The following is a 14,673-nucleotide window of genomic DNA, read 5'->3' as shown; positions in this document are numbered from 1 at the left end:
GATTGCATCACCATCTTCCGATCGCTGTTATCCCCAGATTTTTTAATTCCCTATTTAAAAGGGGAAATCCGGTGATAGCCTATGCTTCCGGAGTAGCTTTCTAAAGAAAGCTTCTAGGCGACCACTTCGTTTCTTCAGATTGGTGTTGCACTCGCCGTTTTCGTGTAAACATTAGTTTCACTTTATAACTTCACTTATAACTGGGAGGAATTTAATCATGGAACAATTGCGCAAGAATGACCCGGCAGTACTGGAAGCGATGAATCTTGAACTGAAACGTCAACAGAACAACATCGAACTGATCGCATCCGAGAACATCGTAAGTGAAGCAGTAATCGAAGCAATGGGATCTGTTCTGACCAACAAGTACGCTGAAGGATATCCAGGTAAACGTTACTATGGCGGTTGTGAGCATGTGGACATCGTTGAAGACATCGCGCGTGATCGTGCAAAAGAATTGTTCGGAGCAGAACACGTGAATGTTCAACCTCACTCCGGTGCACAAGCGAACATGGCAGTTTATCTTGCAGCGTTGAAACCTGGTGATACTGTACTTGGTATGAACCTTGCCCATGGTGGACACCTCACACACGGTAGCCCGGTTAACGCATCTGGTTTGCTGTACAACTTTGTAGCATACGGCGTACAGGAAGATACATTCCTGATTGATTATGATGAAGTACGCAAAGCGGCTTTCAAACACCGTCCTCGTCTGATCGTTGCAGGCGCAAGTGCATATCCGCGTACCATTGATTTTGAAAAGCTAGCTTCCATCGCCAATGATGTAGGCGCTTTGTTCATGGTGGACATGGCTCACATCGCAGGACTGGTTGCTGCTGGTTTGCATCCAAACCCGGTTCCACATGCGCATTTCGTAACAACAACTACACACAAAACGCTGCGTGGACCTCGTGGTGGTATGATTCTGTGCCGCAAAGCGTGGGCAGCAGCGATTGATAAAGCCGTATTCCCAGGTTCCCAAGGTGGACCTCTGATGCACGTGATCGCTTCCAAAGCGGTAGCATTCGGAGAAGCTTTGCAACCTTCGTTCAAAACGTATGCTGAGAATGTCGTAAAAAACGCACAGGTTCTGGCTGAAACACTGATCGCTGAAGGATTGAACATCGTATCTGGTGGTACAGATAACCACTTGATGCTGATCGACACACGCAGTGTGAACATCACAGGTAAGGAAGCTGAGCATGTGCTTGATTCCATCGGTATTACCGTGAACAAAAATGCAATTCCATTCGACCCTACAAGCCCGTTTGTAACGAGTGGTATTCGAATTGGTACACCTGCTGCAACTTCCCGTGGCATGAACGAAGAAGCGATGGTAGCGATCGGTAAGATCATTGCCAAAACGCTGAAAAATCCAAAAGATACAGCGAAGCTGGATGAAGCTCGTGCAGAAGTGACTGCACTGACAGACCAATTCCCGCTCTATACCGATCTTAAATACTAAAAAACTTTGCTCATGCTGTTTGTATTTGAGATGTTCTTAAAATGGGATACAAAAAAACGAAGCAGACAGAATGAGACCGCAGAAGCGAAGCGCTCGCCTTTATCCCCGGATTTTTCCCTTGTTAAAAGGAGAATAAAAAAAATCTGGGGATAACAGCGATCGAAGGATCATTCTGTAGGCGGAGTGCCATTGTATTCATCATTTTCATTTTCTCAACGACATAACAGCAGGAGCAAAACAGGACCGGATGGATCATTTTCCGGTCCTGTTTTTTATAGGATTCGGTAATCTGTAATGATTGGGTGCCCTTTGATGGTGTAATTCGTTGTTGGTGATGATATAATATACAGGATTTATCGAGCCCATGAATGGTGGCTAGGTATATTTGGAAATGCTGAACATGAAGAACTTACCGGAGGGACAAATTAGATGGGAAAATTAGTAATATGTGATCACCCTTTGATTCAACACAAACTGACGTTTATACGCGACATGCGTACGAATACGAAAGATTTTCGTGAATTGGTGGATGAAGTAGCAACGTTGATGGCTTATGAGATTACAAGAGATGTTGAACTGGAAACGATTGATGTACAGACACCTGTAGCTGCAACACAAGGTAAAGTCATCTCTGGACGTATGCTCGGACTGGTGCCGATTCTACGTGCAGGACTCGGAATGCTGGATGGCGTTGTGAAATTGTTGCCAGCGGCAAAAGTTGGACATGTGGGTCTGTTCCGTGACCCGGAAACACTGCAACCGGTAGAATACTACACCAAACTGCCTACAGACGTAACAGAGCGTCAATTGATTGTAATTGATCCGATGCTGGCAACGGGTGGTTCGGCAATTGCAGCTATTGACGTGCTCAAAAAACGTGGCTGTACCCAAATCAAAATGATGAACCTGGTTGCAGCACCGGAAGGCGTAAAAGCTGTGCAAGATGCACATCCCGATGTGGACATCTATGTAGCAGCATTGGACGACCGTCTGGATGATCATGGTTATATCGTTCCAGGGCTTGGAGATGCAGGAGACCGTCTATACGGCACTAAATAAGTATATCGCATGCTTTGTAAGAGGTTGTTCAAAAAGTCCAATTTTGATTACGAAGGATGCCCAAGGGCATCATCGGCATCGAATATGAAATTCAGCCGAAATGTCCGTTGCTCACGTAGTTTTCCCTACGCTCCGCTACTCCATTTCTAGCTTCATTCCATATTCTTGGTACTGAAAACCGGACTTTTTGAACATGAACATATAGAAAAGGGGCTTTGTTCGAATGTCCAACAAAATTAAAGTCATGACGATCTTCGGGGTGCGTCCGGAAGCCATCAAGATGGCTCCGCTTATTTTGGAATTGCAGAAACACCCTGAGTCTATTGAATCTATTGTTTGCGTAACTGCGCAGCATCGCCAGATGTTGGATCAGGTACTTGAAGTTTTCGACATTCATCCCGATTATGATCTGGATGTGATGAAGGACCGTCAGACATTGAATGAAATTACAATTCGTGTTCTTGGCGGTCTGGAGCCAGTGTTAGCCGAAGCTAAGCCGGATATTGTACTGGTTCACGGGGATACATTAACTACCTTTGTAGCGAGCTACGCAGCATTCCTGCAACAGATTCAGGTAGGACATGTGGAAGCGGGGCTGCGGACGTGGAACAAGCTGTCTCCATATCCGGAAGAGATGAACCGTCAGCTGACGGGAGTACTGGCTGATCTACACTTTGCGCCTACGGATTGGTCTTCTTCCAATCTTGCCAAAGAAAATAAATCGGAGTCTAGTACGTACGTCACAGGCAACACGGTAACAGATGTGTTTCAATATACTGTACGGGAGGACTACACACACCCGGTACTTGATTGGGCCCAAGGCAAACGCCTTGTGCTGATGACAGCTCATCGCCGTGAATCTCAAGGCGAGCCTCACCGCAACATTTTCCAGGCCGTCAAACGGATTGCCGACGAATTCGAAGATATTGCCATCGTGTACCCGGTGCATCCAAGTCCTGCTGTGAAGGAGCCGGCTCACGCGATCTTGGGGAATCATCCCCGTATTCAATTAATTGATCCACTAGACGTGGTGGATTTGCATAACTTTTACCCGCACACTCACTTGATTTTGACCGATTCAGGCGGTTTGCAGGAAGAAGCACCTTCGTTTGGTGTGCCTGTGCTCGTATTGCGCGATACAACAGAACGCCCGGAAGGTATTGAAGCCGGAACGCTGGAATTGGTAGGTACCGAAGAGGAACGTGTGTATGAACGGACCAAAGCTCTGCTCACAGACAAAACCCTGTATGCAAGCATGAGCCAGGCTGCCAATCCATACGGTGATGGACATGCTTCGGAAAGAATTGTCAATGCGATTTTGCATCATTTCGGTGTAAATAGTGAACGTCCGGAATCATTTCACAGAAAATTCAAAAAATAATACATTTTTTCTGACGGATTTATAAAGGGCAAGCATACAGTTAAACTGTACGGTTTACGCGGGTTTATGGGCTTTGAGGGTCTGTATTCCCGTCGTTTCCCCCTTTAAAACGCTAAAATCATTCAATTGACAAAGGCTCTCATCATTCAGTAAAATTAACTGGGATTGCAAGGGTGGCGTGGAAAATGGCCGATTCGAACAAACCAAATTCATCCCGTAACCATGACGATAATGTATGGAAAGCGATGGGACTCGTGACAGCTTTTGGGATCGAGATTGCCATTCTCGCTGTTGCCGGATATTACGCTGGCTCCTGGTTGGACAAGACCATCGGAGGTAACGGAATATGGATCGCCGTAAGCGTTCTCTTTTTTCTTGCGGCAGGCGGTGTAAGCATCTACTTTATCGCGAAAAAAATCATGGGGGAAAGTGATGAGTGAACTAACCAGATACCGCAGATCGATGACTGTTTTCGTCATGTACTTTCTTATGATTTGTTTTCTCGCAGCGGCCTTTATGCCACGTGTGGAGACAATTGCTTTGGGACTGGCCCTGGGTACAGGAGTTAGCTGGATCAATGCATTTTACCTGGGCTACAAAGTAAGGAAAATGTCTGATGATGCGGCAGAAGGTAACTTGAAGCGTGTCAACTTGGGATTTTTGACAAGAGCGGCATTCGCTGTGCTCGGTATATTCATATCGATGCGCTTTCCGCAGTACTTCAATACATATGCGGTTGCAGGCGGTCTCGTCATTGCACAATATTCCTTATTGATTATAGGGATTGTCTATTCCCGCAGAGCAGAATGATGTTAAGGGCTGCAGCTTTCAAGTCGAGAAAGGGGTGAGAAAAATATGCATGAAGCTCCAATTATTATGCTTGGCGGATTTCGACTGGATCTATCGGTTCTGTTGATGCTGGTAGTTACAGGTGCAATTGTTTTTATTTTTGCTGTACTGGCAACACGGAGATTATCCGTTGAAAATCCCGGCAAGCTGCAAAATTTTATGGAGTGGGCAGTAGAATTCGTCCGCAATCTGATTTCCAGCACAATGGATATGAAGAAAGGTAAACATTTTATCTCTCTCGCTCTTTCCATGATTATGTTCATTTTTGTAGGGAACATGCTCGGCCTTCCGCTCGTGGCTGTATCTGAGGTAACAGATGTTAATCAGGCACAGGTATTCGGTAAGCCGATTGTTACAGCGGTGGAGGCGTTTGAAAAAGCGCATGCCAAGGACCCTGAAGCACACCCACACGTTGAACTGGCCTGGTGGAAATCACCAACAGCCGACTTGTCTGTAACGATGGGACTAGCTCTTGTAGCGTTCCTTGTATCTCATGGACTTGGATTGTTCCGTAACACAAAAGGATATCTCCAGCATTACTTCAAGCCATTCGCCTTGTTCTTGCCAATCAACTTGATTGAGACGGCATCCAAGCTGTTGACACACGGTATGCGTCTATTCGCGAATATCTTCGCGGGTGAGGTACTGATCGCAACGATCCTGAAACTGACCACATTCAAAGTGTTTGGTGCTATTGCAGCGATTCCGCTACTTATGGTGTGGCAAGGCTTTAGTATCTTTATCGGCGCGATCCAGGCATTTGTGTTTGTTATCTTGATGATGGTGTACATTTCACAGAGCATCGAGACGCATGACGAGCATTAAGTTTCAAGCCCTACGAAGATTTCTTCACCAGGCTGAACAATAAAAAATTCGATTTATCATTTTAAGGAGGATATACAAATGGGAGCAATGGCATTAATCGCAGCAGCAATTGTTGCAGGACTGGGCGCGTTTGGCGCAGGTATTGGTAACGGTATGGTAATCAGCAAAACGGTGGAAGGTATTGCCCGTCAACCGGAAGCAAAATCCACTCTTCAAACAACAATGTTTATCGGTGTAGGTTTGATCGAGGTATTGCCGATCATCGGTGTGGTACTCGCGTTCATGTTCTACGGTATGGCTTAATCAAATTTTAAAGGTTTGGCGGGGAAGGCCATAGCCATCCGCGCCTTCTTTTTAGGTAATGTCCGTTCTAACGGATGACGTTTCAAGGATACCTCCAGGAAGGAGTGAACAGATTGAGTTTCATATGGGAAAATACGCTTCTTGCGATTGTTGCATTTGCAATTTTATATTGGCTGCTTAGCCGTTATGCCTTCGGGCCTTTGTTCTCCATTATGGAAAAACGTCGTGAACTCGTGATGACGCAGATGAATGAGGCTGCACAGACTCGGGAACAGGCCATTGCCTATGTGGAGGAACAAAAACAAGCTCTTGAACAAGCACGTCAAGATGCTTACGACATCATTGAACAGTCCAAACAAACAGGTGGCAAACAAGCTGAATCGATTTTGGCTGATGCAAAAGCTGAAGCTAATCGTCTGAAAGACGATGCAGTACGCGAAATCGAGAGCGAGAAGAACAAAGCAGTCGCAGCACTTCGCAGCGAACTGGGTACAGCTTCCGTTCAGATTGCATCCAAGTTGATCAAAAAAGAAGTTGAGAACGGTCCTGCACAAGAAGAGCTTGTGAACCAATACCTCAATGAGGTAGGAGGCCGACAATGAGCCGCGATACGATAGTTGCCAAGCGTTATGCGAAAGCATTGTTCGAAGTTGCTCTTCAGCAACAGCAGGTGCTTGAGGTTGAACAGGAACTGGTTGCAGTAGTCAGTGCATTGACCGGAGATGCAGATATCGAGAAATTTATCGTATCTCCTAATATCTCTGATGAAGTCAAGCAGAACGTGCTTCACTCAAGTCTTGATGGTAAGGTATCCGAACCTGTCCTTCGTACAGTTTTGTTGTTAATTGAACGCGGACGCGTTGAATTGCTGGGAGACTTGCTGAATGATTATCGGAAGATCCAAGGTGAGTCGCTGGGCATCGCTGATGCACGTGTCTACTCCACTTATGCGTTGAATGATGAAGAAAAAGAAGCGGTAGCCCGTGAATTCGGTGGCCGTGTGAATAAAAAGATTCGTATCGAGAACATTGTTGATCCGACTCTGCTGGGCGGATTGAAAGTCGCCATTGGCGATACGATCTATGACGGCAGCTTGGCTGGCAAGCTCGAACGTCTTGAGCAGTCTTTTAACAGACGAGTACAGTAGATTGGGGTGAGGACACTTGAGTATCAAACCAGAAGAAATCAGTACATTAATTAAGAGCCAAATCGAACAATACAAGACCGATATCGATGTAGTCGAAGTCGGGACGGTAATCGAGGTTGGTGATGGTATCGCTCGTGTTTACGGACTTGAGAACGTCATGTCCAACGAGTTGGTTGAATTCCCAAGCGGTGTTATGGGACTCGCCATGAACGTCGAAGAAAGCAATGTCGGTGTCGTTATCTTGGGACCTTACTACGATATTCGTGAAGGTGACCAAGTGAAACGTACTGGCCAAATCATGCAAGTGCCTGTAGGCGAAGCATTGATTGGACGCGTTGTGAACCCGCTCGGTATTCCTGTAGATGGCAAAGGGCCAATCGCTACAACGGAATTCCGTCCGGTTGAAGGTAAAGCACCAGGCGTAATGGATCGTAAATCGGTTCATGAGCCGATGCAAACAGGGATCAAAGCCATTGATGCAATGGTTCCAATCGGTCGTGGACAACGTGAGTTGATCATCGGTGACCGTCAAACAGGTAAAACATCCATCGCGATTGATGCGATCCTGAACCAAAAAGGTAGCGGCATGAAGTGTATCTATGTGGCTATTGGTCAGAAACAGTCTACGGTTGCTCAAGTTGTGGAAACTCTTCGTCGTAAAGGCGCAATGGAGTACACAATCGTTGTAACTGCAGCAGCTTCCGATCCATCACCACTCTTGTACATCGCACCGTATTCCGGATGTTCGATGGGTGAGTACTTCATGTACAAAGGCGAGCACGTTCTGGTTATCTATGATGACTTGACCAAACAAGCCTCTGCATATCGTGAGCTTTCCTTGTTGCTTCGTCGTCCACCGGGCCGTGAGGCTTATCCGGGTGACGTCTTCTACCTGCACTCCCGTTTGCTGGAGCGTGCTGCGAAGCTGAATGATGAACTGGGTGGTGGTTCTTTAACCGCACTGCCGTTCATTGAAACACAAGCCTCCGACGTATCAGCATACATTCCAACGAACGTAATCTCCATCACGGACGGACAAATCTTCCTGGAAGCTGACTTGTTCAATGCTGGACAACGCCCGGCAATCAACGTAGGTATTTCCGTATCTCGTGTCGGTGGTTCTGCTCAGATCAAAGCGATGAAAAAGGTTGCAGGTTCCCTGCGTCTCGACCTCGCTCAATATCGTGAGCTTCAAGCGTTCTCCCAGTTTGGTTCCGATCTGGACAAAGCGACTCAGGCTCGCCTGAATCGTGGTGCACGTATGATGGAAATCCTGAAGCAAGGTGTAAACCAGCCTCTGGCCGTAGAACAACAGGTGGTCAGCTTGTACACAGCCGTTAAAGGATTCCTGGATGAAATTCCTACAGGTGATGTGACTCGTTTCGAAGGTGAGTTCCTTGCCTTCATGGAGAGCAGTCATCCGGAAATTCTTGCATCCATCCGTGATACTAAAGAATTGACTGCAGACAACGAAAATGCACTGAAAGGTGCAATTGAGAAGTTCAGAAAGAGCTTTGCTGTCTCTGTCTAAATAAATGACTGCAGGTGCGGAGTTGTCTAACCGATTCCGCATGTCTGCATGTAATACTTTGACTCTGTCAAAAAAAGATGATGCTTACGAAGTAACTTTGACCCCGTCAAAGTAGGGTTGTGCTTACGATGTAGTTTTGACTTTGTCAAAACTTTAAGGTGGTGAAATCATGGCAAAAGGCATGCGCGAAATTAAGCGGCAAATTAAAAGCGTACAAAGCACCAAGCAGATCACCAAAGCAATGGAGATGGTAGCTGCTGCAAAACTGCGTAAAGCGCAGGAAAAAGCGGAAGCAGCCCGTCCTTATTCGGAGAAACTGAAAGAAGTTGTAGCTAGTATTGCATCAAGCACGCAAGGTATACAGCATCCGATGCTGGAGAGCCGTCCGGTCAAAAAGACAGCTTACCTGATCATTACATCGGACCGTGGTCTTGCAGGTGGATACAATGCGAACGTTTTGCGTCAGGTTAATCAGACGCTCAAAGAGCGCCACAACTCCCAGGATGACTACGAATTGTTCGTCATTGGACGTAAAGGACGCGATTACTTCAGACGTCGTGAAATTGCGATGGCATCCACAACAACGGATCTGTCGGATTCGCCTTCATTTGCAGACATCAAATCCATCGCACACGAAGCTGTTCATGGGTTTGAACTGGCTGAATTTGATGAATTGTACATTTGTTATAACCGCTTTGTGAATGCGTTGACCCAGATTCCTACGGTAGAAAAACTTCTTCCGATGGAAACACCTGAGGTAACTGCTGCGGAAGGACCAACGGCAAGCTACGAATACGAGCCGTCTGCTGAAGCTGTACTGGAGGTTCTGCTTCCGCGTTACGCGGAAACGCTGATCTATGGTGCACTTCTGAACGGTAAGGCAAGTGAGCTCGGCGCGAAAATGACGGCAATGGGTAATGCAACCAAAAATGCATCTAAACTCATTAACGACTTGTCATTGACCTATAACCGTGCCCGTCAAGCGGCGATTACGCAGGAGATTACGGAAATTGTGGCAGGTGCCAACGCAGCACAAGGCTAACCGTTTTTTTATTAATGAAGGCTTGCAGAGCAAAGATAAACGAACGGTACATTATTTTTGCAAAAGTAGCAGGCTTGTAGGAGGGGAACGTTAAGATGAACAAAGGACGCGTTGTGAGCATCATGGGTCCGGTTGTTGACGTCGAGTTTGATCGCGGCGGTCTGCCGGAAATCCTCAATGCCATTACGATCACTACAGTAAGTGAGAGCGGCGTAAGTGTGAACCTTACACTCGAAGCTTCGAGACATCTGGGTGACAACCGAGTACGTTGTATTGCGATGTCCTCCACGGATGGACTTGTTCGTGGTATGGAAGCTTTAGATACAGGAGCACCAATCTCTGTACCCGTGGGAGAAGCAACACTGGGTCGTGTATTTAACGTACTCGGCGAAGCAATTGATACTGGCGGTGCCGTAGCTGCTGAGCACAAGAACCCGATTCACCGTTCAGCACCTGCATTTGATGAACTGACTACCCAAGCAGAAATGCTGGAGACAGGAATCAAAGTTATCGACTTGCTTGCTCCTTACGCTAAAGGTGGTAAAATCGGTCTCTTCGGTGGTGCCGGTGTAGGTAAGACGGTAACCATTCAGGAATTGATCAACAACATCGCACAAGAGCACGGCGGTATCTCCGTATTTGCGGGTGTTGGTGAGCGTACACGTGAAGGTAATGACTTGTATCACGAGATGAGTGATTCCGGCGTTATCAACAAAACAGCAATGGTCTTCGGACAAATGAACGAGCCTCCAGGCGCACGTCTTCGTGTAGCCCTCACAGGTCTGACGATGGCGGAATACTTCCGTGATGAAGAAGGCCGTGACGTGTTGCTCTTTATCGATAATATCTTCCGTTTCACCCAAGCGGGTTCAGAAGTATCTGCCTTGCTTGGACGTATGCCTTCCGCGGTAGGTTACCAACCTACGCTGGCAACAGAAATGGGTCAACTGCAAGAACGTATCACATCAACGAAAAAAGGTTCTGTAACATCCATCCAGGCCATCTACGTGCCTGCGGATGACTACACTGACCCGGCTCCTGCAACGACGTTTGCCCACTTGGATGCAACGACGAACTTGGAGCGTAAAATTTCCGAGATGGGTATCTACCCTGCGGTAGATCCACTGGCTTCCAGCTCCCGGATCTTGTCCCCTGAAGTTGTAGGTGAAGAACACTACAGCGTAGCTCAAGGCGTTAAACGTATCTTGGCACGTTACAATGAATTGCAAGATATCATTGCAATCCTGGGTATGGACGAGTTGAGTGAAGAAGATAGAGCGCTTGTATACCGTGCTCGTAAAATCCAACGTTTCTTGTCCCAGCCTTTCCACGTTGCTGAAGCATTTAACGGTATTCCAGGTAAATACGTTCCGGTTAAAGAAACGGTGCGCAGCTTTAAAGAGATTCTCGAAGGTAAGTATGATGATCTTCCGGAAGCAGCTTTCCTCTTTGTTGGTACAATTGAAGAGGCAGTGGAGAAAGCCAAAACACTGGTTTAGTCTGAATCCAGGATTGTCCTTATGTGGGCTATCCTTCGGATAGTTTCAGGAGGGATGGAATTGAGCACCTTTTTGTTGGAAATCGTAACACCCGAGCGTTTGGTCTATTCAGAACAGGTGAATAGCATTACGGCTCGTGGTATTGAAGGGGAACTGGGCATTCTGCCAGGTCATATTCCTATGGTTACACCTTTGCAGATTGCACCAATCTATATCCATAACGGAAAAGAAAATAAACGAGTTGCTATCGGTGGCGGGTTTATCGAAGTTCGTAAAGATAAGGTTGTTGTACTCGCAGAGAGTGCTGAATTCCCGGAAAGCATTGATGTGGATCGTGCGCGTGCGGCGAAAGAGCGGGCAGAACGTCGGCTTGCAAGCCAAAGCAATCAGGACCACTTTGATCACCGTCGTGCAGAGATTGCGCTGCAAAAAGCGGTTAACCGGATTAATGTGTTCGGCAAATAAACGATTCTTGGAAGCCTGGCGGCTTAGTCTGCCGGGCTTTTTTGAGTTTGTTTGATAGAATTGTTTTATCGAATATATCAAAAGGGCTGACCACAAATCCATCCTATCCCTTCAGTAAACAGAAGTATTTTAAGCAAAATATTCACCGATTATGATTATTTGAATAGAGTGTAGGACTAAAGTAGTGGGCGCATTTACCACTAAGAGAACCATTTTTTTCATGAGTAAATTTAAATTATTTCCGAGGAAATGACAGAATCGATATCGAAATAGCGCTCTTTTATGTCGTTTTAGTCACAAAATCCCGGCATTTTAAAATTAAAATATTTTAGAAGTGGAAATCAATGTAATTGACAATGTATGATGAAAGAGCCTATATTCCATAGAGTCAGCAGAAGCAGGAAGCTGCGTAGTAGATTCCATAGTCATGCACAGCCGCATTGTTGCTGCTCGGTGATTGGGCATCAGGAGATTCCTGCCTGGCAGGAGTAAATCTGACAGTACGCTCAGTATGTTGTGCTTAAGACATTCCAGTATACTAACAAGTTATGGGTGCCGGGCATATGATATGCTGATCGCTGCAACAAATGTGGAGGTAAAGAATATATGGATACTGATCTGACGAATCAGGTGAACCAAGCATTAAGCACCAATGGCTTGGTCTCAATCATCGTCTCCCTGTTATGTATTGCGTTGTCTTGGTGGGCTTTGACAAATCTCAAACTGGATTTAATCATCAGGCAGCCACGAGGTGCTCAGGGAAGACTGTTGCATTTGTTGCTCGCCATCATTTTGGGGCATGCCGTTGCTGGCTTTGTCATTGACTATTTGTCCTGGACTCAAATGTTGCGTAATTTGTTTTAATGTTGAGATGGTTGGTTAATCATCTGTTAGGTTCTTCAAGCTGCTCATTGTCGAATAACATCGATTAATTGTGTTAACAATTAGAGTATGAGTTGTCGGTAAAGAAATTAAGAAAAAAATGTGACGTAAAATTGGATGAATTTGAGATGTTTTATGTAAAAATGCTTGTATCGTACAATTCAACAATGTTATGATGGAAGTTAGGGAATTCACAATTGTTCACTTATTTTGTAGTTATAAACGGGATATCCGGTTCATGCCGGCTAATAACCATCCCACTCTGTCTGTTCTGATGCTCTGCTGGCTTGTAAGACACTGATTTTTACATGCTGAATAGCAAGACGCACGGCACATGGTATCATTGATATGGATTATAAAAACCAATTCTTTTCTGAACAGACATCTGTGGCAATATGCCAGAATATGTCGAAATTCCACACACAGCAACAGTCCTTTCTAGCATAGTGGGGCTTACGTATTCCGGAATGAAGAAAAGGGAATAAAAGCGCGGAGGGAACCATGATGAGCAAATTTATCGTCCGCGGTGGCAAAAGGTTGACCGGAAGTGTCAAAGTTAGCGGCGCTAAAAATTCTGTTCTTCCGATCATCGCTGCCTCTCTCTTAGGGGAAGAAGGACAAAGCGTTATTATTGACGCGCCTCCTCTAGACGATGTGATGACGATTAACAAGGTGTTGGAATCGCTGGGAGCGGGAGTTACATACCGGGACGAAGTGATTACCGTAAATGCGGAGAAACTTACTTCCTGTGAAGCCCCGTATGAATGGGTAAGTAAAATGCGGGCGTCTTTCCTGGTCATGGGGCCTTTGTTGACTCGTATGGGTCATACAAGAATCTCACTTCCTGGTGGATGTGCCATCGGTACACGGCCTATTGATCAGCATTTGAAAGGTTTTGAAGCCATGGGCGCAGAGATCAGCTTGGGCCAAGGTTATATCGAAGCTCGTAGCCAAGGTCGGTTGCGTGGCGCGAAAATTTATCTGGATGTGGCTTCCGTAGGTGCCACTCAAAATATTATGATGGCTGCAACATTGGCCGAAGGTGTAACTGTTCTGGAGAACGCGGCAAAAGAACCTGAGATTGTGGATCTTGCCAACTTCCTGAATGGAATGGGTGCCATCGTACGTGGTGCTGGTACTGGAGTGATCCGCATCGAAGGTGTGGAGAAACTGACAGGCGTAACACACACCGTTATTCCGGATCGGGTAGAAGCTGGTACGTATATGGCTGCTGCTGCAATTTCTGGTGGTGACGTGTACATTGAAGGTGCAATCTCTGATCATTTAGGCTCCGTTATCGCGAAGCTTGAAGAGATGGGTGTTACAATCCAACCGGATGAGAATGGCGTGCGTGTAATCGCAGATCGCCCTCTTAAAGCTGTGGATGTAAAAACATTACCATACCCAGGATTCCCGACCGATATGCAATCCCAGATGATGGCACTCTTGCTTGCATCTGAAGGAACAAGTGTCGTGACAGAGACTGTTTTTGAAAACCGATTCATGCATGTGGATGAATTCCAATTGATGAATGCGGAGATCAAAGTTGAAGGACGTTCGTCCATCGTCACAGGTAATGCCAAACTGAAGGGTGCCAAAGTAACGGCTACCGATTTGCGTGCGGGTGCCGCACTCATTATTGCAGGTCTTGTTGCTGAAGGTACAACGGAAGTGGGCGGTGTTCATCACATCGACCGTGGCTATGTACATCTCGCTGAGAAGCTTAACGGACTTGGCGCTGACATCTATCGGATCTCGGTTGATGAGCCTAAGCTGGAAGCAACCAAAGCACCAAGTGAAAAAGTGGAGAAAGAAGTACCGATGTTTAAGGTACAACCAACTTTGGCTTAACACTGGATTGAATAGAAAAAATATGGCCCTCTATTATGAGTCACACGGTTGTGTGGATTATGAATGCGATGGAACGTATATTGTAAAAAATGATAAAGCTAAGCCATCTGGCTTGGCTTTTTTTGTGTTTACTTTTAAGAAGACAACGAGATATTTGATACCTGATTCTATTAATAGCTGGTCCTAACTTGTATAGCATAACATCGTATTCTGTATCGATTCTGAACCAAATGAAAGAGCGTACTTTATATAGAGTGTCGATTCCAGCTAACACTGGTATTCAGCGACAGATCAACGTTTCTAAGATGTACATAGCAAAAGAAAACAAGAAATTGAACATAACGAAAAGGGCCTCGTTTCTCTCAAATCAGGTT

Annotated in this window: 15 protein-coding genes; all 15 read left to right on the top strand. The window is 46.0% G+C overall.

What is annotated here, in order from left to right:
• The first annotated feature begins 217 nt into the window (after positions 1-217).
• The 15 genes from glyA to murA all read left to right on the top strand — a co-directional run bounded on the left by glyA (position 218) and on the right by murA (position 14,299).
• Positions 218-1,465: a serine hydroxymethyltransferase gene (glyA, locus tag NSQ20_RS28955; protein WP_164783303.1), complete on the top strand. Its 1,248-nt coding sequence runs from the start codon at positions 218-220 to the stop codon at positions 1,463-1,465.
• A 429-nt stretch (positions 1,466-1,894) separates the two neighbouring features.
• The gene (gene upp / locus NSQ20_RS28950; protein ID WP_017691929.1) at positions 1,895-2,524 is read left to right on the top strand and encodes a uracil phosphoribosyltransferase; all 630 of its coding nucleotides are present in this window, start codon (positions 1,895-1,897) and stop codon (positions 2,522-2,524) included.
• Between the two features lie 223 nt (positions 2,525-2,747).
• Positions 2,748-3,905 (top strand): UDP-N-acetylglucosamine 2-epimerase (non-hydrolyzing), encoded by a 1,158-nt coding sequence (gene wecB, locus NSQ20_RS28945; RefSeq protein ID WP_036667768.1) that lies wholly within the window; start codon positions 2,748-2,750, stop codon positions 3,903-3,905.
• Positions 3,906-4,090: 185 nt separating this feature from the next.
• The gene (locus NSQ20_RS28940; RefSeq protein WP_017691931.1) at positions 4,091-4,345 is read left to right on the top strand and encodes an AtpZ/AtpI family protein; all 255 of its coding nucleotides are present in this window, start codon (positions 4,091-4,093) and stop codon (positions 4,343-4,345) included.
• On the top strand, positions 4,338-4,715 hold the full coding sequence (locus NSQ20_RS28935; protein WP_017691932.1) for an ATP synthase subunit I: 378 nt from the start codon (positions 4,338-4,340) through the stop codon (positions 4,713-4,715). Before NSQ20_RS28940 ends, NSQ20_RS28935 begins: the two co-directional genes overlap by 8 nt.
• A gap of 45 nt (positions 4,716-4,760) precedes the next feature.
• A complete protein-coding gene (atpB, locus tag NSQ20_RS28930; RefSeq protein ID WP_017691933.1) occupies positions 4,761-5,579 on the top strand; it encodes a F0F1 ATP synthase subunit A in 819 nt (272 codons plus the stop codon).
• A 78-nt stretch (positions 5,580-5,657) separates the two neighbouring features.
• Positions 5,658-5,882 carry a F0F1 ATP synthase subunit C gene (gene atpE, locus NSQ20_RS28925; RefSeq protein WP_017691934.1) on the top strand — a complete coding sequence of 75 codons (225 nt, stop codon included), beginning with the start codon at positions 5,658-5,660 and terminating at the stop codon, positions 5,880-5,882.
• A gap of 113 nt (positions 5,883-5,995) precedes the next feature.
• Complete coding sequence (gene atpF / locus NSQ20_RS28920; RefSeq protein ID WP_036612568.1) at positions 5,996-6,484, top strand: F0F1 ATP synthase subunit B; 489 nt, start codon at positions 5,996-5,998, stop codon at positions 6,482-6,484.
• Complete coding sequence (locus tag NSQ20_RS28915) at positions 6,481-7,029, top strand: F0F1 ATP synthase subunit delta (protein ID WP_036667767.1); 549 nt, start codon at positions 6,481-6,483, stop codon at positions 7,027-7,029. The genes atpF and NSQ20_RS28915 overlap by 4 nt, the downstream gene beginning before the upstream one ends.
• Positions 7,030-7,045: 16 nt before the next feature.
• Positions 7,046-8,560 (top strand): F0F1 ATP synthase subunit alpha, encoded by a 1,515-nt coding sequence (gene atpA, locus NSQ20_RS28910; RefSeq protein ID WP_036612563.1) that lies wholly within the window; start codon positions 7,046-7,048, stop codon positions 8,558-8,560.
• 169 nt (positions 8,561-8,729) lie between these two features.
• Entirely contained in the window at positions 8,730-9,602 is an 873-nt protein-coding gene (gene atpG / locus NSQ20_RS28905) for an ATP synthase F1 subunit gamma (protein WP_036612560.1), read from the top strand.
• A 95-nt stretch (positions 9,603-9,697) separates the two neighbouring features.
• Entirely contained in the window at positions 9,698-11,101 is a 1,404-nt protein-coding gene (atpD, locus tag NSQ20_RS28900; RefSeq protein ID WP_036612557.1) for a F0F1 ATP synthase subunit beta, read from the top strand.
• Between the two features lie 60 nt (positions 11,102-11,161).
• Positions 11,162-11,566: a F0F1 ATP synthase subunit epsilon gene (locus tag NSQ20_RS28895; RefSeq protein ID WP_036612555.1), complete on the top strand. Its 405-nt coding sequence runs from the start codon at positions 11,162-11,164 to the stop codon at positions 11,564-11,566.
• 606 nt (positions 11,567-12,172) lie between these two features.
• The gene (locus tag NSQ20_RS28890; RefSeq protein ID WP_017691941.1) at positions 12,173-12,430 is read left to right on the top strand and encodes a DUF1146 family protein; all 258 of its coding nucleotides are present in this window, start codon (positions 12,173-12,175) and stop codon (positions 12,428-12,430) included.
• A gap of 522 nt (positions 12,431-12,952) precedes the next feature.
• A complete protein-coding gene (gene murA, locus NSQ20_RS28885; RefSeq protein WP_017691942.1) occupies positions 12,953-14,299 on the top strand; it encodes a UDP-N-acetylglucosamine 1-carboxyvinyltransferase in 1,347 nt (448 codons plus the stop codon).
• Positions 14,300-14,673 lie beyond the last annotated feature (374 nt).

The sequence above is a fragment of the Paenibacillus sp. FSL K6-1122 genome (assembly GCF_037977015.1).
In the GTDB taxonomy this organism is placed as follows: Bacteria; Bacillota; Bacilli; order Paenibacillales; family Paenibacillaceae; genus Paenibacillus; species Paenibacillus amylolyticus.
This window is presented reverse-complemented; position numbering and strand designations above follow the sequence as displayed.